Annotated in this window: 17 protein-coding genes; 7 read left to right on the top strand and 10 right to left on the bottom strand. The window is 42.7% G+C overall.

Going from position 1 to position 20,426, the window contains the following annotated elements:
• Positions 1 to 173 precede the first annotated feature (173 nt).
• Positions 174 to 848: a RadC family protein gene (gene radC, locus L1271_RS03405; RefSeq protein WP_010605891.1), complete on the bottom strand. Its 675-nt coding sequence runs from the start codon at positions 846 to 848 to the stop codon at positions 174 to 176.
• Between the two features lie 128 nt (positions 849 to 976).
• Between radC and coaBC the strand changes: the two genes are divergently transcribed.
• The 4 genes from coaBC to L1271_RS03385 all read left to right on the top strand — a co-directional run bounded on the left by coaBC (position 977) and on the right by L1271_RS03385 (position 8,954).
• On the top strand, positions 977 to 2,173 hold the full coding sequence (coaBC, locus tag L1271_RS03400; RefSeq protein WP_010605892.1) for a bifunctional phosphopantothenoylcysteine decarboxylase/phosphopantothenate--cysteine ligase CoaBC: 1,197 nt from the start codon (positions 977 to 979) through the stop codon (positions 2,171 to 2,173).
• Positions 2,174 to 2,330: 157 nt separating this feature from the next.
• Complete coding sequence (gene slmA, locus L1271_RS03395; RefSeq protein WP_010376740.1) at positions 2,331 to 2,918, top strand: nucleoid occlusion factor SlmA; 588 nt, start codon at positions 2,331 to 2,333, stop codon at positions 2,916 to 2,918.
• 106 nt (positions 2,919 to 3,024) lie between these two features.
• The gene (locus L1271_RS03390) at positions 3,025 to 5,793 is read left to right on the top strand and encodes a S9 family peptidase (RefSeq protein ID WP_235366749.1); all 2,769 of its coding nucleotides are present in this window, start codon (positions 3,025 to 3,027) and stop codon (positions 5,791 to 5,793) included.
• Between the two features lie 212 nt (positions 5,794 to 6,005).
• Complete coding sequence (locus L1271_RS03385) at positions 6,006 to 8,954, top strand: TonB-dependent receptor plug domain-containing protein (protein ID WP_010605895.1); 2,949 nt, start codon at positions 6,006 to 6,008, stop codon at positions 8,952 to 8,954.
• 61 nt (positions 8,955 to 9,015) lie between these two features.
• On the opposite strand, the gene L1271_RS03380 is transcribed toward L1271_RS03385, so the two are convergent.
• Together L1271_RS03380 and L1271_RS03375 are read right to left on the bottom strand one after the other, a co-directional pair.
• Positions 9,016 to 9,858 carry a hypothetical protein gene (locus L1271_RS03380; protein WP_235366748.1) on the bottom strand — a complete coding sequence of 281 codons (843 nt, stop codon included), beginning with the start codon at positions 9,856 to 9,858 and terminating at the stop codon, positions 9,016 to 9,018.
• 421 nt (positions 9,859 to 10,279) lie between these two features.
• Positions 10,280 to 12,478 (bottom strand): bifunctional diguanylate cyclase/phosphodiesterase, encoded by a 2,199-nt coding sequence (locus tag L1271_RS03375; RefSeq protein ID WP_010605897.1) that lies wholly within the window; start codon positions 12,476 to 12,478, stop codon positions 10,280 to 10,282.
• A gap of 220 nt (positions 12,479 to 12,698) precedes the next feature.
• Between L1271_RS03375 and L1271_RS03370 the strand changes: the two genes are divergently transcribed.
• Both L1271_RS03370 and L1271_RS03365 read left to right on the top strand, forming a co-directional pair.
• The gene (locus tag L1271_RS03370; RefSeq protein WP_010605898.1) at positions 12,699 to 13,181 is read left to right on the top strand and encodes a hypothetical protein; all 483 of its coding nucleotides are present in this window, start codon (positions 12,699 to 12,701) and stop codon (positions 13,179 to 13,181) included.
• Position 13,182: 1 nt separating this feature from the next.
• Entirely contained in the window at positions 13,183 to 14,061 is an 879-nt protein-coding gene (locus L1271_RS03365; RefSeq protein WP_010376727.1) for a TIGR03899 family protein, read from the top strand.
• 80 nt (positions 14,062 to 14,141) lie between these two features.
• Here L1271_RS03365 and L1271_RS03360 read toward each other — a convergent pair whose 3' ends face one another.
• From L1271_RS03360 to dusA, 7 genes are all read right to left on the bottom strand, one after another.
• On the bottom strand, positions 14,142 to 14,903 hold the full coding sequence (locus tag L1271_RS03360; RefSeq protein WP_235366747.1) for a TIGR04219 family outer membrane beta-barrel protein: 762 nt from the start codon (positions 14,901 to 14,903) through the stop codon (positions 14,142 to 14,144).
• A gap of 4 nt (positions 14,904 to 14,907) precedes the next feature.
• A complete protein-coding gene (locus L1271_RS03355) occupies positions 14,908 to 15,894 on the bottom strand; it encodes a DUF2333 family protein (RefSeq protein ID WP_010605899.1) in 987 nt (328 codons plus the stop codon).
• A gap of 17 nt (positions 15,895 to 15,911) precedes the next feature.
• Positions 15,912 to 16,436 (bottom strand): copper chaperone PCu(A)C, encoded by a 525-nt coding sequence (locus L1271_RS03350; protein ID WP_010605900.1) that lies wholly within the window; start codon positions 16,434 to 16,436, stop codon positions 15,912 to 15,914.
• A 94-nt stretch (positions 16,437 to 16,530) separates the two neighbouring features.
• Positions 16,531 to 16,872, bottom strand: a complete 342-nt coding sequence (locus tag L1271_RS03345; RefSeq protein WP_010605901.1) for a hypothetical protein — start codon at positions 16,870 to 16,872, stop codon at positions 16,531 to 16,533.
• A 23-nt stretch (positions 16,873 to 16,895) separates the two neighbouring features.
• Entirely contained in the window at positions 16,896 to 17,105 is a 210-nt protein-coding gene (locus tag L1271_RS03340; protein WP_010605902.1) for a PspC domain-containing protein, read from the bottom strand.
• Between the two features lie 47 nt (positions 17,106 to 17,152).
• Complete coding sequence (locus L1271_RS03335; protein WP_235366746.1) at positions 17,153 to 17,809, bottom strand: PspA/IM30 family protein; 657 nt, start codon at positions 17,807 to 17,809, stop codon at positions 17,153 to 17,155.
• A 179-nt stretch (positions 17,810 to 17,988) separates the two neighbouring features.
• Positions 17,989 to 19,002: a tRNA dihydrouridine(20/20a) synthase DusA gene (gene dusA / locus L1271_RS03330; protein ID WP_235366745.1), complete on the bottom strand. Its 1,014-nt coding sequence runs from the start codon at positions 19,000 to 19,002 to the stop codon at positions 17,989 to 17,991.
• Between the two features lie 87 nt (positions 19,003 to 19,089).
• On the opposite strand from dusA, the gene L1271_RS03325 reads away from it, so the two are divergent.
• On the top strand, positions 19,090 to 20,160 hold the full coding sequence (locus tag L1271_RS03325; RefSeq protein ID WP_235366744.1) for a tyrosine-type recombinase/integrase: 1,071 nt from the start codon (positions 19,090 to 19,092) through the stop codon (positions 20,158 to 20,160).
• Positions 20,161 to 20,426 lie beyond the last annotated feature (266 nt).

The following is a 20,426-nucleotide window of genomic DNA, read 5'->3' as shown; positions in this document are numbered from 1 at the left end:
TCGTAATTTTCACTGTTTAATTTTCGTGCTTATACGTATATTTGGGCAGCAACACTCCACCAGCTACCTCACACTTCGAGTAAAAGCTGAGTGATCAAGCTCCATTCCATTTTGCTCAGTTCAAAAGGACAGCTTGAGAAAGCGAAACCCACCTGATAAAACAGCAACTCAGCTTAAATCAGTCCTCGTTCGGCAAACGAAATACAATGACTTCCGGCGACGATTAAATGGTCAAGTACATTAATATCAACCAGTGCCAAACCTTGCTGCAATTTTTTCGTGATGAGTTTATCCGCTTCGCTGGGCTCTGCTACACCCGATGGGTGGTTATGGGCAAAAATCACGGCTGCACAGTGGTATTTTAGTGCCGCCTTTACTACTTCTCTTGGATAAACCGAGGCCGCGTTAATTGTACCGTGAAACAACACTTCATCTTTTATCAGGCGATTTTGGTTGTCTAGATACAGCACCATAAACACTTCATGCCCAAGCCCCCGTAGTTGAGCACTCAAATAGTCACGTACCGCTGTCGGGTTTTGAAATACCGTTTCTCTTAAGCACTCTTCTTTTAGATAACGCCGGCTTAACTCCAAAACGGCCTGTAACTGGGTGTATTTGGCAACGCCTAAGCCTTTTAACGCTGAAAACTCTTCTAATGAGGCATTGAATAAACGCTGTAACGTTTGCTGTTCTTGTAACAGGGATTCGGCAAGCTCTATGGCATTTAATCCTTTGATCCCAGTGCGTAAAAAGATAGCCAATAACTCGGCATTTGATAATGCCTCAGGGCCTTGCTCTATTAACTTTTCCCTTGGTCGTGCGGATTTGGGTAAGGCTGATATTTGCATCCTACTATTCCTTATATTTGTATGTCTCCTTGACTAAATTAAGCTTAGCGGGTGATCACGATTATTCAAAAGCAAACACAGACTGTGATATCTTTAGTTTATTGATACTGTGATCGTATAAAACAAACATGCAAAGAAATAAACGCCTCTTACTTGGGATCAGCGGTGGTATCGCTGCTTACAAATGCGCAGAACTCGTTCGCCGCCTAAAAGAACAGCAAATAGATGTCAAAGTGGTGATGACTGAGTCTGCTAAGCACTTTATCACGCCACTGACAATGCAGGCGGTCTCTGGTGAAATCGTTTCTGACTCTTTGCTTGACCCACAAGCAGAAGCATCAATGGGGCATATCGAATTTGCAAAATGGGCAGACCTAGTGCTGGTTGCTCCAGCGACCTCAAATATCCTCGCCAAAATGGCAGCAGGTATTGCGGATGATTTACTGACCACATTACTGCTCGCAACGCCCGCGCCTGTTGCCGTAGCGCCGGCAATGAATCAACAGATGTATGCACATCTATCGACTCAAGCAAACCTCAATACCCTTGCTTCACGTCATGTCCAAATCTGGGGACCCGGTAAAGGCGAGCAAGCCTGCGGAGATGTAGGCGCAGGACGCATGCTGGAACCCCATGAGTTGGTGCAACTGTGTTTAGCTGCACTTCGCCCTACTGAGCAAGTATTAGCAGGAAAAACGGTAACTATCACCGCAGGACCGACGCGCGAAGCATTAGATCCGGTGCGTTTTATTACTAACCACAGTTCAGGAAAAATGGGCTTTAGCCTTGCTGAGGCGGCAAAGGCTTTAGGTGCAAGCGTAAATCTGATCGCAGGCCCGGTTTCACTGAATACCCCCACAGGAATTACTCGAATTGATGTAGAAAGTGCTGAGCAGATGCAACAAGCTGCACTCGAATATGCCGTACAATCGGATATTTTTATCGGCTGCGCGGCGGTCGCTGATTACCGTGCAGCCACCGTTGCCGAGCAAAAGATTAAAAAGCAAGGCGATGAAATCACACTTACACTGGTCAAAAACCCCGATATTATCGCCACTGTCGCAGCACTAAAACAGTCTCGTCCTTATACCGTTGGCTTTGCCGCTGAGACGCAGAATGTCGCCGAATATGCGCAAGGAAAATTGGTCAATAAAGGGTTGGATATGATCTGTGCGAATGATGTGTCGGATAGCACAGGTGGTTTTAATTCTGATAACAACACATTGACCCTATATTGGAAAAAAGACCGACTTGAACTCCCTCACTCTAGCAAAAAAGAGTTAGCACTTACTGTCATGCAAGCTATTGCCGAAAAGATAAAATAACCTTCATGTAAAAGACTGGAAAGAAACTGAATAAAACATTAACATGATACCCCGATAATGTGTAAACAAGTCGGGGTTTGCACTTCTGCGCATCACTCTCTGTGCTTAATAAACCCGACAAAAATAATATAACAATTAGAAAAATAAGGGAAATTTCATGCCAGCGACAAAACGTAGTAATCGCAAAGAGCAAATTCTTCAATCACTCGCACAAATGTTGGAAACCAGCCCAGGACAACGTATCACCACAGCTAAACTCGCTGCTGAAGTCGGGGTTTCAGAAGCTGCGCTTTATCGTCACTTTCCAAGTAAAGCGAGAATGTTTGAGGGGCTTATTGAGTTCATCGAAGATACGTTGCTGTCACGCATTAATTTAATTCTAGAAAACGAAAAAGAAACTCGTAACCGGATCTACAACATTCTTACTCTACTCCTAGCCTTTGCAGAGAAAAATCCTGGCATCACACGTATCTTAACGGGAGATGCACTACAAGGTGAGCAAGAACGTTTACGTGAACGAGTTCAAAGCTTATTTGAAAAGCTTGAGACACAATTCAAACAAGTTTTAAGAGAGCGCAAGCTGCGAGAAGGTAAGGCATTCACGAGTGAAGAAAGTGTACTGGCTAACTTATTCTTAGCTTTTGTTGAAGGTAAGATGAACCAGTTTGTAAGAAGTGACTTTAAAGCAAAACCAACCGCGCAATTCGATAAACAGTGGGTTGAGCTTGAGAAAATCTGGCTTTAAACACCTGCGGCTAGCCGCTTAAATACATCCGCACACCGCAGAGCATTTTAGTTTCACTGTTAAAAGTGATAAAAACACAATAAATAAAGACTAAAATGCTCTAGATATGACTCTAAAACTCTCTCTTCTAAGTGCGGCACTTTTTAGTGTAAGCAGCTTAGCAGCTAAACCCAGCCTTGAATTTAAAGACGTTTTTGATTTTCGTTACCCACAAGGTACAGTAATCTCCGAACAAGGTACATTCCTCGGCCTAAGTGCAAAGCCTTACCGTGGTGACAGCGAAGGCCAAGTGTATTCTCTCGACAATAAAGCACTGATTGCATCAGTTCCCCGTGGTACAAATCCAGTTATCAATAAAGGCGCTCAATGGGTTGGTTTTACCCAACGCCCTACCCTACTTGAAAAAGAAACTGCAGATAAAAAGAAGAAAAAAACGCTAAAGAACAACTTAGTGTTGGTGAACACCACAACCAAAGCACAACAAACTTTTAGCTCAGTTAAAGATTATCAACTTTCAGATGATGGCCTGTGGCTGGTGTATCGTGAGGATGCAAAAAAAGGCGACAAAAAGTCAGACGCAAAAGCGAATACAGACGAGCAAACTGATGAACTCAAAATCAGTGCAGATAAGGGTGATGACGCCTTAACGCTTGTAGTGCTGAACCTTTCTCACAATGAAAGTACTCGCTATGACAATATCGCAGCATACAAAGTTGCACCAAATAGTAACGCGATACTGGTCAATCAGCGCAGTGAGGACGGCAGTAAAAACCGTGTTGCTGTTATTGACTTAGCAAGCAATCAAATCACGAGTCTTATTGATGAGCCTGGTGTCACTTTGGGAGACATTGCTTGGCAACCTAACTCACAACAAGTCGCTTTTTATTTGGGTAATTATGTCAACGATGACAAACGTCGTCGCAACTACCAGCTCAAATTATGGTCTCCAACAAGCAATAAAATTACCGACATCCACAACCCAAGCGGTTGGTTTTCGGGCAAAACAGCATCAATCAAATGGTCTGAAGACGGCTCACGACTGTTTTTTGAAAATCGTCCACAGCTTGAAGAAAAAACCAAAGTACTCAAATACACAGATGAAAGCTCGCTTTTTGATTACGATACCATTCGCCAACAAAAAGGCTTAAAGGTTTGGCACAATGCCGATCCTGAAATCAAAACTAGAGAAATAAAAACATGGAACGAAAGCCGCCGAGATCAACATTATCAAGCGGTTTACCACGTAAATGGCGAGCGTGTAGTACAGCTTGAAAACCTTCAGGTGCCTTCTATTTCACTTCACACAAACGCAAACTTTGTGCTGGGCAGTGACGATACACCATACCTAAAGCAAATTATGTACAAAGGCTTTTATCGCGACTACTACAGCGTTGATATCGATAATGGTGATAAACAACTCATCGTTAAAGAAAGTTCAAACCGCCCTACTGTCGCGCCTGACGGTAAACATGCTGCCTATTTCGACGGTGAACAAGTCTGGTTGAAGTCGCTATCCACTCAACAGCTTACCCCAGTAAGCAAAGCGGTTAAAAACGCACTATTCGCGGATGATAAACATGATAAGCCAGAACCAAATAAAGGGTTTGGATTTGCTGGTTGGCAGCTCAATGGCTCGACGCTCTACGTCTACAGTAAATATGATATTTGGGCATTTGATACCAAAACAGCAAAAGCAACTCGGCTAACCGACGGCTATAAGACCCAAACACAATACCGAATTGAGTATAAAGATAAGGACAAACTAAGCTTTAACCCAGACGATACCTTACTGTTAAGTGCGCACAACCTCGAAAATAAACAAACGCATATTGCAACGCTTTCCCTACAAGATAACAAGTTGCAAACTGTTTTGTCTGGCGAAGCTAAATATAGTGTAGTGAGAAAAGCCAAAGAGGCGGACACTTATATTTTCACAAGACAGTCTTATCAAGAATTTCCTGATTATTGGGTCTCAGATAGTAGCTTTAATAACCCGACAAAGCTCACAGATTTAAATCCACAGCAGCAGACATTTGCTTGGGGCCAAAAACCTGAACTTGTGAAGTACAAAGGCTACGATGGCGAAGATCTTCAAGGCGTGTTAATCAAACCTGCTGATTATAAAGCTGGTGATAAAGTGCCTGTGGTGATTTACTTCTACCGCTATATGAGCCAGCGCATGTATGACTTCCCGAAAATGGTGCTAAACCACAGACCAAACCTGCCAATGTATACCTCAAATGGTTATGCGATATTCTTGCCTGATATTCGTTTTGAAATTGGTCACCCTGGGCGCTCCGCAACACAAACAATGCTCAATGCAGCGCAAGCGCTTATTGATAGAGGTGTTGCTGATCCAGATAAAATTGGCTTGCAGGGCCACTCTTGGGCTGGTTACCAAAGTGCATTTATGATCACACAGACGGATATGTTTAAAGCGGTTGTCTCTGGCGCACCAGTATCCAATATGACCTCTGCTTTCAGTGGGATCCGTTTAGAATCAGGTCTTGCAAGACAGTTCCAGTACGAAACAGGCCAAAGCCGTATCGGTAAACCGTTAACGGAGGCGCCTGAATTATACATAGAGAACTCTCCGGTATTTTACGCGGATAAGGTAAATACACCTATTTTGATCATGTTTGGTGATAAAGATGGGGCGGTTCCTTGGCAAGAAGGTATCCAATACTACTTAGCCCTAAGAAGACATGATAAAGATGCCATTTTCTTACAATACGAAGGTGAACCTCACCATCTGAAAAAGCTGCCTAATCAGTTGGACTATTCAATTCGCATGAAAGAGTACTTTGATTACCACCTGAAAGGGTTGCCACCAGCAGCGTGGATCAAATCAGGCGAGGCATTCATTGCTGAATAGTAATTATTCTGGGTACCTTTGAGGTACCCTTTTTATTTCTCAAAAATAGGTTATTTCAACTTATATCTTTATAATTTTGCTATAAAAACCTACCCCACGGCTCCTCCTGGCTACTTTACAGTCTAAGTGTTGAAGTTTATGTAAATGCAATGTAAGTTCTATGCTGCAGGGAAATTTTCCTATTCTGCTAACAAAATACATAAGGAAATAAGATGAAACTTTCAAACCTATCAGCGAACATTAGGCTGTCTTTACTTGCCTGTTCAACGCTAACAGTGGGTGTATCTGGCATCGCTTATGCTGAACAGTCAGGCACCACAACAGCGAATACTGTCGAACGAATTGAAGTAACCGGTACACGAATCAAGCGAGCAGCAATGACTGGCGCGAGTCCTGTGACGAGTGTAACCGCTGAAGATATAGAAATCGCGGGCATTACCCGAGTTGAAGACCTATTGAACAACATGCCTGCGGTATTCGCAGATCAGACTTCAGGTACAGCAAACGGTGCTACTGGTACAGCAACCGTTGACCTTCGAAATTTAGGCCCTTCTAGAACACTAGTTTTAGTCAACGGCCGCCGATTACCCTCAGGCTCACCAGCTGGAATTGAGGGTGTTGGTGCCGACGTAAACCAAATCCCAGCCTCTTTGGTTGAGCGCGTAGATGTGCTAACCGGTGGTTCATCTGCAACATACGGCTCTGATGCTGTTGCTGGTGTTGTAAACTTTATTATGAAAGACGACTTTGAAGGCTTTGAAGTCGACTATCAAGGAAGCGTTTACAACCATAAAAATGACCATAAAGACATGCAACGAGCACTAACTGCCTCAGGCTTCGACATTCCTGATTCCTCAGTTACTGACGGTGATACTCATGATATATCTATGATTTTTGGTATCAACTCAGCTAACGATAAAGGCAATATTACAGGTTACCTCACTTGGCGTGAAATTGATGAAATCCGTCAGGACTCCCGTGATTTTAGTGCCTGCTCAATGAATATCAATCGTAGCAGAACGAGTTCAGCTCCAGGGCAAAGAATATGTCGAGGCTCTGGCACAATACCTGACGGTAGGATCACAGACCAAGCTAGCTATGACTTTAAAGTCGCAGGAGATGATCTAGTACCAACGGGTAATAGTGTCTATAACTTTGGCCCACTTAATTACTTCCAGCGTCCGGACAAGCGTAAAACATTTGGTTTGCTTGGCCATTACAATTTTACCGATCAACATACCTTTTATGCTGAATTGAACTACATGGATAACCGTACCGTGGCACAAATTGCGCCATCTGGTTCTTTCTTCAATGAAGTCGATATTAAATGTGATAACCCGCTTCTTTCAGCAAAACAACGAGAAGTCCTTTGCGGTGCCAATGGGCCTGCGGTCGATGGTGTTGTATCTGGCGCATTTATCGCAAAACGAAACGTAGAAGGAGGCCCTCGCCAAGATGATTTACGACACACCTCTACCCGTTTTGTATTAGGTATGAGAGGCGAAATTGATGATAACTGGACTTATGATGCATTCTTTAACTACGGAAATGTGTCTTATGAACAAACCTACCAAAACGACCTATCAAAACGTAAAATTGTTAGAGCCTTAAAAGCAACCACTGATGACAATGGCAAGATTGTCTGTGAGTCAGTTATTGATGGTAGCGATCCCGACTGTATCCCTTGGAATATATTCGACCCAGCAAATATTACCCAAGAGCAAATTGATTATCTTACCATTCCACTCTTTGCTCGCGGTGATACACGTTCAAAACAAATCAGTGGTTTCGTCACTGGGGACTTAACTGAATATGGCATAGTCGTGCCTGGTACTTCAACAGGCGTCGGTATTGTATTGGGTCTGGAACACCGCAAAGAAGCTATTGATTTTAATCCGGACATTAACTTCATTTCTAACGATGGCGCAGGTCAAGGTGGACCAAGAAAACCCGTTTCAGACCAGTTTGATGTAAATGAATTCTTTACTGAGCTAAATATTCCATTAATTGAAGATAGCTCATTTGCGGATTACATTACATTAGAACTCGCTTATCGCTATTCTGATTACTCAACAGATAAACAAACAGATACCTACAAAGCAGCGTTTGATATACGCATTAACGATAGTTTAGGTTTACGTACAAGCTATCAACGAGCAGTGCGTGCCGGTAACATTCAAGACTTGGCGAGACCGTCTTCACTTGCCCTAGTAAACTGGGACGACCCTTGTGCGGGAGCTAATCCAGCTTATACACTTGAGCAATGTATGAGAACCGGTGTTACAGCAGACCAATATGGTTCTGTTTCTTCAAATCCAGCGGGGCAATACAATGCGATTGAAGCAGGAAACCCAGACCTCAAGCCTGAGAAGTCTGATACCTATTCATTTGGTATTCTTTACTCTCCTGAGTTTGTTGAAGGCTTAGATATCGCTGTAGATTACTTTGATATTACCGTTAACGACGCCATTCAACCTTTCCCAGTACAGTATATCGTAGAGCAATGTGCGATAGACAATAACGAAGAGCTCTGTGGCCTAATAAACCGTGGTGAAAAAACCGGTTCGCTTTGGTTAGGAGAAGATGCCGTAACCGCTACAGATACCAACATTGGTAGTGTAGAGACTTCAGGTATTGATTTTGATGCATCATACCGTTACACGTTACCTGAGGATATGGGTCTTTTAAGATTCTCTCTAATTGGTACATGGATGGAGAAGTTTGATACACAAAACGCACCAGGTGGGATTGTTGATAAGTGTGCCGGGAAATGGGATAAAAATGTATGCGAAAGCCCAGTTCCCGATATGCGTTATAACTTTAAAACAACTTGGGTAACTCCATGGGATGTGAATATTACAGCGACCTATCGTTACGTGAGTGAAGTGGAAGAGTTCTATCGTCCTACAGCTGCGGAATTGGCTGACCCATCAAAATCACCAATACTAGTACCATTGAGTGCAAGAGATTATGTTGATATTGCTGCAACATGGAACGCAACTGAAAACCTCTCATTCAGAGCCGGTATCAATAACGTGTTTGACAACACGCCACCGCTCGTTCCTGATGGCCCTACAACCTTCTCTAATGGTAACACCTATCCGGGGTTCCACGATATCCTAGGTCGTTACATCTTTGCAGGATTTACATTTAGAATGTAAGCACTTTAAATAGTAAATGGCTAATTGCTAGCCATTTACTATTATTTAGATGTCATTTCACTCAGTTTTTATTACATGTCGGGCAGCTAGGTGGACGAGTTGGCTCTCCAGGTACCATAACCATCCCTAGCTTTTTAGTCTGACCATAATTGCCATCATTCATAAATGCTTCCACATAATACGGTCCACCACCCATCGAAAATCTCATTCTTACCACAGCACTTCCAGTAAGTTGATTCTCCGCATTGTAAATTGCTTTGGTTACGCGCTTAGTGCCTCCGCTAAAATAATCACTTTTTGTCGTAACACCAACAATTACAGGTACACTAGGATCCAAAGCAGCTTCAGAGAATTGATCTAATTCAAAATCAATTTTTACTTCGTATTTATCACCATACGGATTTTTAACGGCTTCCATTTTGGGCATATCTTGAACAATTACACCTTTAGCAGAGCACTCATCACTCACTGTTGACCAGACTAAGCCTGCACCATATGTAGAATTAAACGCCAGATTAAAGTATGAATTTGAGTCCCAATTACTTCGGTCATTACCTAAACGACCCCTTTCAGAGTTGTAGTAGGCGACATCTCGAAGCATGTCATTTGGATTACCTACCTCTAGATCTGTTTTAAATCTGTAGCTCTGATTACGTAGAAGATAAGTAGGGCCTGATAATTTTGCAGAAGAGCTTGAATTTATACCGGGTAAAGATCTCAGAAATTCTACGACCGTGTAAAAACTTGGGGCTCGATACAAGTTCCAACCAGCTTCGATAGTAGCTGGTAATTCAAGTAAATTAAGCTCGTGTATTGTACTCTCTTCATATTTACAGCCGCTTGGAACTCCAACTGCAAATGCACTTCCAGAAAAAGTACATAGTAATATTATAATTTTTTTCACTTAAATATCCTTCTATGTGTTTAAAGAGATCAAAATTTAATCAACCTCTATGCAACGTTAGCAAAAAACACATTTCAGGTACAAGTTATTTTGGTAATCTTTATAAATGAGAATTTCAGCTGTAATCGGAAACTAACCTATGGGAACCATGTAACAGTGTCTTAATCAAAATACCGTTGTTTTTTCATGTGAGCATCAATTTGTTTGTGCAATATTCGCCCTATTTTGGATTTAGACTGAGTTGAGCTTCTGCACTAACTTCCTGTGTTGTAGATATCACAAACACATATTTCACTCTGCACCCTTAGGCTAAAATCGAAAAACTTTCCAAAAGCGACCCTCATAACAGATCATCACTGCACTTTTTAAAGGTTGCTTCATCAACGTATAAGACAAGTAATATACTTGTCTTAGGTCACTACTATACACTGTTCTGATTATCTAAAAACTCAAGTAACTCCTTTTCAGGCATAGGCTTTGCGAGTAAAAAACCCTGTACTTCATCACAGCCGAGCTTTTGTAACACCGTCATTTGCTCTTCTGTCTCAACGCCTTCCGCAATTGTTTTTAGGCCGAGATGCTGACCTAAAGAAATGACAAGATCGGCAATTGCACCGCTGTCATCATGAGGGATATCTTTGACAAAAGCACGGTCGATTTTAAGCCGTGCTAAAGGTAGTTTTTGCAAATAGCTCAAAGAAGAAAATCCAGTACCAAAGTCATCAATGGCCACCTCAACACCAAATTCCTGGAGTTCTTGAAGTGTATTGATCACCGAGTTTACTTCGTCCATGACTACACTTTCTGTCACTTCGAGCTCTATATGTTTAGGCTCTACATCAAATGACAAGATAGTGTCCTTAACCTGCTGTGCATAGTTTGGCACCTTAAACTGCGGCACAGAGACGTTAACAGCAATGCTAAGCTCACCGAATCCCTGTTGCTGCAAAGTTGCCTGCAACTGACAGGCTTGTTCTAATACCCATTGGCCAATTTCGACAATAAGCCCTGCATTTTCCGCAAGCGGAACAAAAATCGCAGGGGAAATATAATTCCCATTTCCAGAAGGCCAACGTAATAAAGCCTCACAGCCAATCACCTTGCGATCAACAATGGAAAACTGAGGCTGATACCAGACCTCTAGTTTTTTCATCTCAAAATCTTGCCTGAGCTGTCTTATTAATCCCAGCTTCCAAGCCATTTTTTCTTCTAAGTCTGGGGTATACCAATCTAGTGGAATACTCGACTGCTTTGCTTGGTTAAGTGCAATATACGCGAGTTTTAAGGTTTCTATACCTTGCGGTTGGAAGTCTTCTTGACGACACACTCCAATATGAAAGTGCATGGTCAACAAATGCTCCCCAACATGGTAAGGAACACACAAGTTATCAATAAAAGACTCTTCATCAAACTGCGACTCAGGCATTAAAAAGCCAAACACATCTGCACCAATACGTGAAATTAACTGGGCCTCTGGAAACTCAATACTAATTCGCTCGGCAACCCCTAATAACAACAAGTTTCCAACTTCTTGGCCTAAACCGTTATTGATGTCAGAAAATTGGGCAATATCAACAAGAATAAAAACGAGAGATTGCTGCTGGTTAAAGTAAGACTCTATTTTCTCAATAAAGTTAGCGCGATTGGGAAGTTTGGTTAGATTATCCTTGTAAGCAACCTCACGCAACTCATTGAATAGCTTGATATTATCAAGACCAACACCAACGTTAGTCAGAAATATTTCAGCAAACTTCAATTGCGCTTCCGACGGCTCGCCCTCTAGCTCTAAATAAATGGCTGCCTTTTTGTTTTTGCTTTCAAGTAAGAAGGTAATGTCATGCGCGGTAGATTGGTGGGATTCGGTATCAATACAGTTTTGCACTTGCATGATGACACGACCATTATCAAGCTGCTCTATACCATGACCAAAAAATTCACGGTACTGCTCACTACCGCCAAACACCCTTAAATGCATATCATCATCTAGGTAGCCACTCACTAAGCCTTCGCCTGACGCATCTAAAATATTTGCCAATTGAGCGACAACTGCCGCTGCAAAGGAGCCCATATCGGTATGTCCGAGTATGGCACGAGAAGCTGAAAGGATCTGCTCTAGTGCGTGGCTTTGCGCTTCGAGCTCACAAATTTGTTGATAAGAACGGATAGCGGTAAGCAACGAGGTAACCAGTTTGCTGCGGGTAAGCTCTGTCTTCATTTTATAATCGTTAATGTCGAACTCACGAATGACCTTTTCTTCCGGTGCATAACCCGGTTGTCCTGTGCGCATAATAATACGTACTGCCATATTTTTTATTTCTTCGCGCACTCGACGAACGACATTAAGACCTGCGTCATCGGTTTCCATCACCACATCAAGTAATAGGATGCTGATATTATTTTGTTCTTTTAAAATCTCAATGGCTTCTTTTCCAGAATAGGCGTGAAAAAACCTGAGCTTTTTACCCCAAAACTCTAAATTAGACAGCGCAAGTTTAGTAACAGAATGGATCTCTGGATCATCATCAACGACTAAGACATCCCAAAAAGCACTTGTCGTTTCTTCTTCTTGAGTAACTTCTTCGTGCTCTGCAAACAAATAATCTTCTTGCTCAGGTGCCATGTTTTACCCTTTAAATCCGCACTACTCTTTAATTATAGGCACTGATTCACTCCAGTGTTTACCATCTTACAAAATATGGTACATTTTTACTATTACAGTTCTGTTTGATTAACATACATGAAATATTATAGTCGAGCATAGAACAAAAGAGATGATTTAGCATACTTTTTACCAAAGAGGATTCTGTATCAAACGTTTATCTACTCCTATTAGAATGCTGATGATTTTAGCACTTGTTATCGTGATTGCTGGTTTAGCGATGCCACACCATTATAAAGTGGTAAAAAGCACCGATATTTCTGCAAATAACACAACACTTTCCCCATTAGTGTTATCCCATTGGCCGACATTATTTAATTGGCAAACAACTGAAGACATCCACTTTCGCATACTGCCAAAAAGACAGCGAGTAGGAGCCTCAGCAGTGTTAGTGCATCCTTGGGGAGAAGCAGAAATAACCATCACCAAAATCGACGAACAGAGTTTAGAGCTGTCATTACATTTAGACGATGAACATTTAGCCAAAATTAGCCTTAATTTATTTACCATTCAAGCCGATAAACAACTGACCATCACAATTGAAGGAAGAGCCAATACGCCCTTTATTGGCAGTTTCATCGCACTTTTTATGCAGCAGTATTTACAGCAACTCACTAACTCCGCGGTAAATCATATGCACACACGATATAAACTACGAGCTTGATATGGCAGTCAAAAATGCACAAGTAAAATCAGCCTTAGCGCTTTCGATTGAAGAAAAGCTCGGCTACCCTATGGTGAAACGGATCACACCACTTGTCACTCAAAATGACCGTTATCAGTCTGATAAGAATAAAGACAACCAATACACGGTGCGAACTCAACATGGCACACTAAAACGCGCCCTCAAGCGCCAACAACTAATCAAAATCCAGCGCCAGCAAAATCTTGAGGCCATTATGGGCATGGCGCTTACATTGTGCCCCGAGGTTACCGCCCGAGGTCGCCCAGACCCCGATTGGTTGGAGCACTTCATCACCCTTGCAGAAGACATTGCCAATCACTCCATGCAAAAATTGTGGGCAAAGATATTAGTAGGTGAAAGCATTACGCCTGGCACTTTTTCAATTAAAAGTCTGCAAACCCTAAAGATGATGACCCAACGTGAAGCAACTGCGTTACAAAGATGCGCTCCGCTGTGCGGCTACTTAGAAAAAGAAGACAGCTACCTTATTCTTCATGGCTACTATAAAAAGCCGTCTATTTTTGATTTGCTACGTAAAGGCAGCACTGAATCCATCAATTTAAGCCAAGCAGGGCTGAACTTCCCGAATATACTTACGCTGATGGACATTAATATCCTTTACCGGCAAGAAATTGAGTCCGCTTCACTACAAAAAGGACAGTCAATGCAGCTGGTGTATTTACGTAAAAAAATGACCTTAACGGCCAAATCCAATGACTTGGTGCTAAGCTATTACAAGCTGACGCAAACCGGAGACGAGCTAAAAAAATTACTTCAAAGCCCGATAAATAAACAATACAAACAACTTGTAGAAAAGGCCTTTGAAAGCGAATTTTCTCTCGAGTGGGAAGAGAGATAAAGAAACTATTCTATTTACCAAACAAAAACAGCTTGGTCGATCACTCGTACCAAGCCGCTAAAGGAGTAAACTACACTATCTTAGAAGTGTAGTTGGATCCCTGCAAATGGACCAGAGACATCCAGGTCTGTGTAGATATCATCGATATCATCTAGCTCAAGTACCATAGAGCGGTAACCCACTTTTACCGCAACATCAACAGCCATATTGTCGATAAACTCATAAGCGATACCAATTTGATAATCTTGGATTTTGCTGTCATCAATTGCAAGCATGCTGCCTTCGGCAAAAACACTTAGCCCTGTAAGTGGTAAACCCACTTCACCGCGCAAATAACCGAGAGGAACAAAGCCTGAGAATTCAACTTCTTCTGTGCGTGTTTGACCATTTGCAGTACCAGTTACCATGATAGAACCGTCAAACTGCTTAAAGTTCACACCAAAGTCTAACGTCAACAAGTCATTGTCTAGCACTTCGTAATACAATGTGTAGTCGATGTGGTTTAGATCTGCGTTTGTTGTCGCATCAGTACCTACCGTATAAACTTGGCCGCCAAAGTCAAAAGACTCTGTTAACGTCGTTTGACCATTTAGCTCAAGCTCGGTATAGCGTAACTTGATATTTGGTACCAGCGGTACTGGGTGCTCAAGTGCAGCATAGAAACTCGTAAAAGTTTCATCGTCAAAGTTAAAGGTTTGCATATTGCCTTTTTCAGCAAAGCTACCTTCGGTTTCGGTATCCCACCCTTCTGCACCGACATAAAGCCCGAGTACCGTGTCTGCGTGTGCAGCAGGTGCTAAGCAAGCGAGAGATAATGCCGTTGCTAAAAAGTGTTTTTTCATGATGTTATCCTTGCGCTAAAAGTTCACTAAGTTCGATGAGAGCCGCATTGGCTCGCGAAATATAATTTGCCATAACCAGAGAATGGTTCGCTACCAAGCCAAAGCCACTGCCGTTTAACACCATAGGGCTCCACACCGTCTCTTGAGTCGCCTCTAACTCTCTGATGATCTGCTGTAGGCTGACAAGTGCATTTTTCTTTTCAAGCACAGGTCTAAAGTCATGCTCTACCGCTTTCATATAGTGCAGTAACGCCCATGTGGCGCCTCTGGCTTCATAAAATACATCATCAATCTGCCACCAAGAGGTTTTCACCATATTATGGCTTGGCGTCATGGTTGCTTGATCAGCTGCCGAATCCCCAGCTAAATCGGTATTTAATCTGTCTTGCCCTACGCTCGCACTTAATCTTTGGCTTAAGCTGCCCATGCGCTTTTCGGCCTCTTTTAACCAAGCTCTCAAGTTATCAGCACGCGCATAAAACTGGCTATCGCGGTTACTATTATCAGAAATTTGAGTCAAATACTGACGTAGTAAATCATTACCTTTTTGATACTCACCCTCAGCACTTGGCCACATCCACGCTGTTGAACTGATATTAAACTGTGGCTGAGCTAGCTTTAAACTCGGGTGCTCTGTCGATTGAGATTGTGAACGACTAAAATCTTTACGCATCGAAAGCGTGAGATCTCGTGTCATCTCAAGCACACCGTACTCCCAAGCAGGCATGTTATCCATCATTACGCTTGGTGGCATCATGTCATTCGACAAATAACCGCCCGGCTTATTCAGCAATGTATCCGTCACTTTAATCAAGGTATGTGTCGTTACATATCCAGTGACCAAAGTATTGCCATTTTTCTGCGCATCCGCTTTTGCAACTGCGACGACGTCAAACTGTTCTGGTTCCACACTCCAATATACGGCTATAACATAACCCAGAAGTATGACAGCGATAATGCCAGAGATGATTTTTCCCGTATGATTTCCCATTTAATACCTCACTGTTTTTAGTGATGAGAGTGATGTCCTGCGTTTGATTTTTCTTTGCCACCAAACATATCTGCAAGTGCGACGACTTCAGCCATTGTGAAGATCCTATCGCCATCAGCAAAATATAGCGTAAGCTTACGCTGCTCACCGACTTTTAATGTTTCTATTGGTTCAAACACCATTAAGTGATAACCACCAGGCTGAAATGTCACTGATTTCCCCGCTGGAATAACAAGCTCGTCAACGCGTTGCATTTTCATCATGTCTTCTTTATGTACATGCTCGTGAATTTCAACACGCTTAACACCCTCGAGCGCAGCCTTAACCAACACTTTATTTTGCTGTGTTGGATTTTCAATAACGAGATAACCTGCAGTTGAAGGTGCTGCCGGTAAAAATGCACGCACGGTTGCGTTGTGAACAGAAAGTTGCTCCGAACCATGATGATGTTCACCATGCTCATGCCCTTGATGAGCTGAAGCGTTAAAGCCGATAAAAGTTGATAAAGCAAAAATTAAGGTTTTGATTACACTTGATTTCATGTTGGCTTTCCTTGGATTTATAACTGCAAATAACTATATCACAGATCCCAATTTAGCGTGTTTTTTATCTCCTATCACCAACAAAAACCACTACTCAAGCTTTTGCCTGAGCAGATTTGTCTACCACTAACCACACAATTGCAATAATACAGATGAGTGGAAATAGCACTATCAGCGAATTAAATAGCAATGTCATTACTAGCCCAATGAACACAATAAGGAGCAACCCTAAAACACCTGCGCTCAAGAGTGCTCCTAGCACCACCAGCGCTACAATTGCAAATAGCAACGTGAGTATTTCAAAGCCAAACCAACCTAGGTCAAATCCCATATCGAGTTGCAGATCGCTGATGTCTAACCATATTAGTGGCAGCGACACCCAAGATAGCGCCAATAAAAATACCAGCGCTAATAATATACCGGCCACGACTTTCATAGTGCCTACCTCGTCGCCGTTACTTAGTTTTCGTATTGCGCTTTTGGCATTGCAAACCAAGCGACGCCATACGCTAGCATTACAAATATTGGAAACTTAAAAAACAGCAATACCGTTAGTAAACGCGTTAACCAAATTGGCATATCAAAACGTTGTGCTAGTTGCGCACATACGCCACCAATTTTCTTTGAACTATTCATTTGAGACAGTGTTGATTGATATCTATTTTTCATCTTTATCCCCTTTCGCTTTGATTGCTCAGTTGGTGTAGGAGGCGAGCCTAGCTCGCCATTTTTTGCTTCAGTTGGGCTAATTCATCGTCGATTTGTTGTTGCTTTTGCTCATCTTCAAAGCGCTGCCATACATCAGGCTGCCCTAAGTCATAGGATTCGACTTCAGCTTCAAGGCGCGACACCTTACGCTCTAACTCGTCGAACTTGCGCGTTGCAGAGTGCATGTCGTCACTATTCAGCGTTTGTTTGATGGTTAACCTTGCCTTACCAGTTTCCAAGCGGCGCAACATGGCCTTTTCTTTTGCCTTTAATTGCTGAATTTTGCTTTGCAACTTGTCCGCATCTGTGCTGAGTTTTTCAAGTGCAGGCGTTAGATCATCAATTTTTTGCTGTGCTTCTTGTGCTTTTTCGGTTTCTCGCTGCTTTTGCTCAAGGGCTGAGCGGGCAAGATCTTCACGACCTTTTTCAAGAGCATGTTCGGCTTTGCTTTGCCACGTTGTCGCAGCTTTGTTTGCTTGCTCAGCTTGACGCTGCGCTACTTTTTGTTGGCAAATAAGCTCAGCTGCCGTTGCACGACAATCAGATAGCGCTTCTTCTAAATCACGCACTAACTGAGTTGCCATTTTTTGTGGGTCTTCCGCTTTGTCTAGTAACGCGTTAAGTTCTGCTTTGATAAGGTCTTCAATTCTGTTGATGATGGTCATTGTTCGGCTCCTTTTATAATATAATTAGACTATTCCAAGAGCCGTGCCAAAAATAAAAACAAAATTAAATCATTGAGTTAAGGTTTTTTAAAAAGAAAAATAGATTTACTGAGAGACATTAAATAGTGAAAAAGACGATAAAATCGTCTTTTTCACACATAGGATTGGAGCAATATATTTTACACTTCAGGTACAAAAGACAGCGCCTTCTCCATCACCTCTATGCTAGCCTCTTTTTTGTGACCGTTTTCAGATAAGTGACGACGGAATCCTCTCGCACCAGGCTGATTTTGAAAAATACCCAACATGTGACGCGCAATATGCCAAAAGTTTGCACCATTCGACATTTCACTTTCAAAGTAGCCATACATGCTTCTTACGACTTGATGACGTGTTTGCGTAAACGCAGCTTCGCCATACAATAGCTCATCTACCTGTGACAACATAAACGGGTTGCTATAAGCTTCTCGGCCAACCATTACCCCATCTAAGTGGGCCAAATGATGCTGACATTCCTCAAGAGTTTTAACACCACCATTAATACTGATATGCAGATCTGGATAGTCTTTCTTCAATTGATAAACGCGAGGATAATCGAGCGGTGGAACCTCACGGTTTTCTTTCGGGCTTAAGCCTTGCAACCATGCTTTACGGGCATGAATGATAAAGTCATCACAGCCCACCGCCTGCGAGGCTTCAATCAACGCCGTAAGAAACTCATAAGAGTCTTGTTCATCAATACCAATGCGCGTTTTTACCGTTACCGGAATATTCACTTCTGCCTTCATCGCCGCCACACAATCAGCAACGAGCTGAGGCTCAGCCATTAAACACGCCCCAAAGCGACCATTTTGCACGCGATCTGACGGGCAACCCACATTTAGGTTTACCTCACTGTAGCCATATTCCTCAGCACGCTTAGCGCACTCTGCCAGCGCCTTAGGATCAGAGCCACCCAACTGCAACGCCACTGGTAACTCATGCGCACCAAATGCCAAATAATCCCCTTTACCAAAAATAATCGCACCTGTGGTGATCATTTCAGTATAAAGCACCGCATGTTTAGTCAGCTTACGGTGAAAGGTTCTGCAATGTCGATCAGTCCAATCCAGCATAGGTGCAACGCTAAAGCGGCGAAACGCCGAATTACCTGTGTTTATTGGCGCAAAGCCTGATTTATATGGGTTATGCATATTACCTCTAGTGCCCCGAATCACCTTGAATTTCCCTCAATATCGTTATATGGTGCCCCACATGTGCCCCAAATTTTGTAGGACGACATGGCATCATTAACCATTGAGAAGCGCAAAAAATCCAACGGTGAATATAATTACCGCGCCTTAGTGCGCGTAAAAAAATCGGGCGTAATTATACACCGAGAATCTAAAACTTTCACCCGTATCGAACACGCCCGCACTTGGGGTAAGAGGCGCATTGAACAAATTGAGGTTAACGGTTTAAAAAAATACAAAACGGTTACTCTCGGTGAACTGCTAAATTTGTACTACGAGGATCACGATTTATGGTCAAAAACTGGCAGGACAAAACGCTACGTAATTAAAATGCTAATGGACTGCGACCTATCACAGATAGATAGCAACGAACTGAGAACCAGCCATCTAATTGAACACTGTAGACACCGCCGCAATGCGGGAGCCAGCCCGCCAACTATTTACCACGATATTGCGTATTTACGGAGCGTCATGAAAAAAGCGATGTCGGTATGGGACATCACAGCAAACTATCAGATATTTGAAGATGCAGTACCCACATTGATAGACATGGGTCTAGTAGGCAAAAGCCAAAAGCGCACTCGCCGCCCAACAGATAACGAACTGGAGGTATTGCGATTGGGTCTACAAAAGCGCATGGAATACCGTCCGAACGGCGCAACCCGCATCCCCTATTTAGATATTTTGGATTTTAGTCTACTGACCTGCATGCGCATTGGTGAGGTATGCAAAATCACGTGGGATGACCTAAACACCAAACACAAAACAGTCATAGTTCGCGACAGAAAAGACCCACGAAAGAAAGAGGGTAATCATATGATCGTGCCTCTGCTTGGTGGCTCATTTGATATTGTAAAGCGCCAACCCAAAACAGACGAAAGAATATTCCCGTATAACCCGCGCAGCGTTGCCTCGGGATTCCAACGAGTACGTAATGAGTTAGGTATTGAAGATTTGCGCTATCACGATTTGCGCAGAGAGGGAGCAAGTCGTTTGTTTGAAAAAGGTTACAGCATAGAAGAGGTTGCGCAGGTTACAGGGCATCGCAATCTGAATATTTTGTGGCAGGTTTACACCCAACTATTCCCGCACAAATTGCATGACAAAGAAGATTTGTAATGTAGTGAGGGAGTCGAACCCCAAAAAGCAATGTGAATACCCCCACATACCCCGCCATATCTACGTTTTAGAATTTGACAATGGATATGTTGGGGTATGTTTTTCTCTGGGATAGCCCCAAAATGTCCCCAAACCCTACTGGATTTTTTCCTTGATTTCTTTGACCGATTCCTTGAGCCATCGAATATCTGTTTTGTTGGTCGTTACAGCGCCATACAGAAATATAGCATTCGCCAGTATCGTGAGTATCGTGTCTTGACTGATGT

The organism is Pseudoalteromonas sp. OF5H-5, from assembly GCF_021530695.1.
Taxonomy (GTDB): domain Bacteria; phylum Pseudomonadota; class Gammaproteobacteria; order Enterobacterales; family Alteromonadaceae; genus Pseudoalteromonas.
This window is presented reverse-complemented; position numbering and strand designations above follow the sequence as displayed.

What these genes read in the sequence shown, in the direction of transcription:
- L1271_RS03360 (WP_235366747.1), bottom strand. Translation starts at nt 14,903, where the DNA reads ATGAAAAAACACTTTTTAGCAACGGCATTATCTCTCGCTTGCTTAGCA.
- L1271_RS03390 (WP_235366749.1), top strand. Translation starts at nt 3,025, where the DNA reads ATGACTCTAAAACTCTCTCTTCTAAGTGCGGCACTTTTTAGTGTAAGC.
- L1271_RS03355 (WP_010605899.1), bottom strand. Translation starts at nt 15,894, where the DNA reads ATGGGAAATCATACGGGAAAAATCATCTCTGGCATTATCGCTGTCATA.
- L1271_RS03335 (WP_235366746.1), bottom strand. Translation starts at nt 17,809, where the DNA reads ATGACCATCATCAACAGAATTGAAGACCTTATCAAAGCAGAACTTAAC.
- L1271_RS03375 (WP_010605897.1), bottom strand. Translation starts at nt 12,478, where the DNA reads ATGGCACCTGAGCAAGAAGATTATTTGTTTGCAGAGCACGAAGAAGTT.
- L1271_RS03345 (WP_010605901.1), bottom strand. Translation starts at nt 16,872, where the DNA reads ATGAAAGTCGTGGCCGGTATATTATTAGCGCTGGTATTTTTATTGGCG.
- radC (WP_010605891.1), bottom strand. Translation starts at nt 848, where the DNA reads ATGCAAATATCAGCCTTACCCAAATCCGCACGACCAAGGGAAAAGTTA.
- L1271_RS03365 (WP_010376727.1), top strand. Translation starts at nt 13,183, where the DNA reads ATGGCAGTCAAAAATGCACAAGTAAAATCAGCCTTAGCGCTTTCGATT.
- L1271_RS03385 (WP_010605895.1), top strand. Translation starts at nt 6,006, where the DNA reads ATGAAACTTTCAAACCTATCAGCGAACATTAGGCTGTCTTTACTTGCC.
- L1271_RS03340 (WP_010605902.1), bottom strand. Translation starts at nt 17,105, where the DNA reads ATGAAAAATAGATATCAATCAACACTGTCTCAAATGAATAGTTCAAAG.
- dusA (WP_235366745.1), bottom strand. Translation starts at nt 19,002, where the DNA reads ATGCATAACCCATATAAATCAGGCTTTGCGCCAATAAACACAGGTAAT.
- L1271_RS03370 (WP_010605898.1), top strand. Translation starts at nt 12,699, where the DNA reads ATGATTTTAGCACTTGTTATCGTGATTGCTGGTTTAGCGATGCCACAC.
- L1271_RS03350 (WP_010605900.1), bottom strand. Translation starts at nt 16,436, where the DNA reads ATGAAATCAAGTGTAATCAAAACCTTAATTTTTGCTTTATCAACTTTT.
- slmA (WP_010376740.1), top strand. Translation starts at nt 2,331, where the DNA reads ATGCCAGCGACAAAACGTAGTAATCGCAAAGAGCAAATTCTTCAATCA.
- coaBC (WP_010605892.1), top strand. Translation starts at nt 977, where the DNA reads ATGCAAAGAAATAAACGCCTCTTACTTGGGATCAGCGGTGGTATCGCT.
- L1271_RS03325 (WP_235366744.1), top strand. Translation starts at nt 19,090, where the DNA reads ATGGCATCATTAACCATTGAGAAGCGCAAAAAATCCAACGGTGAATAT.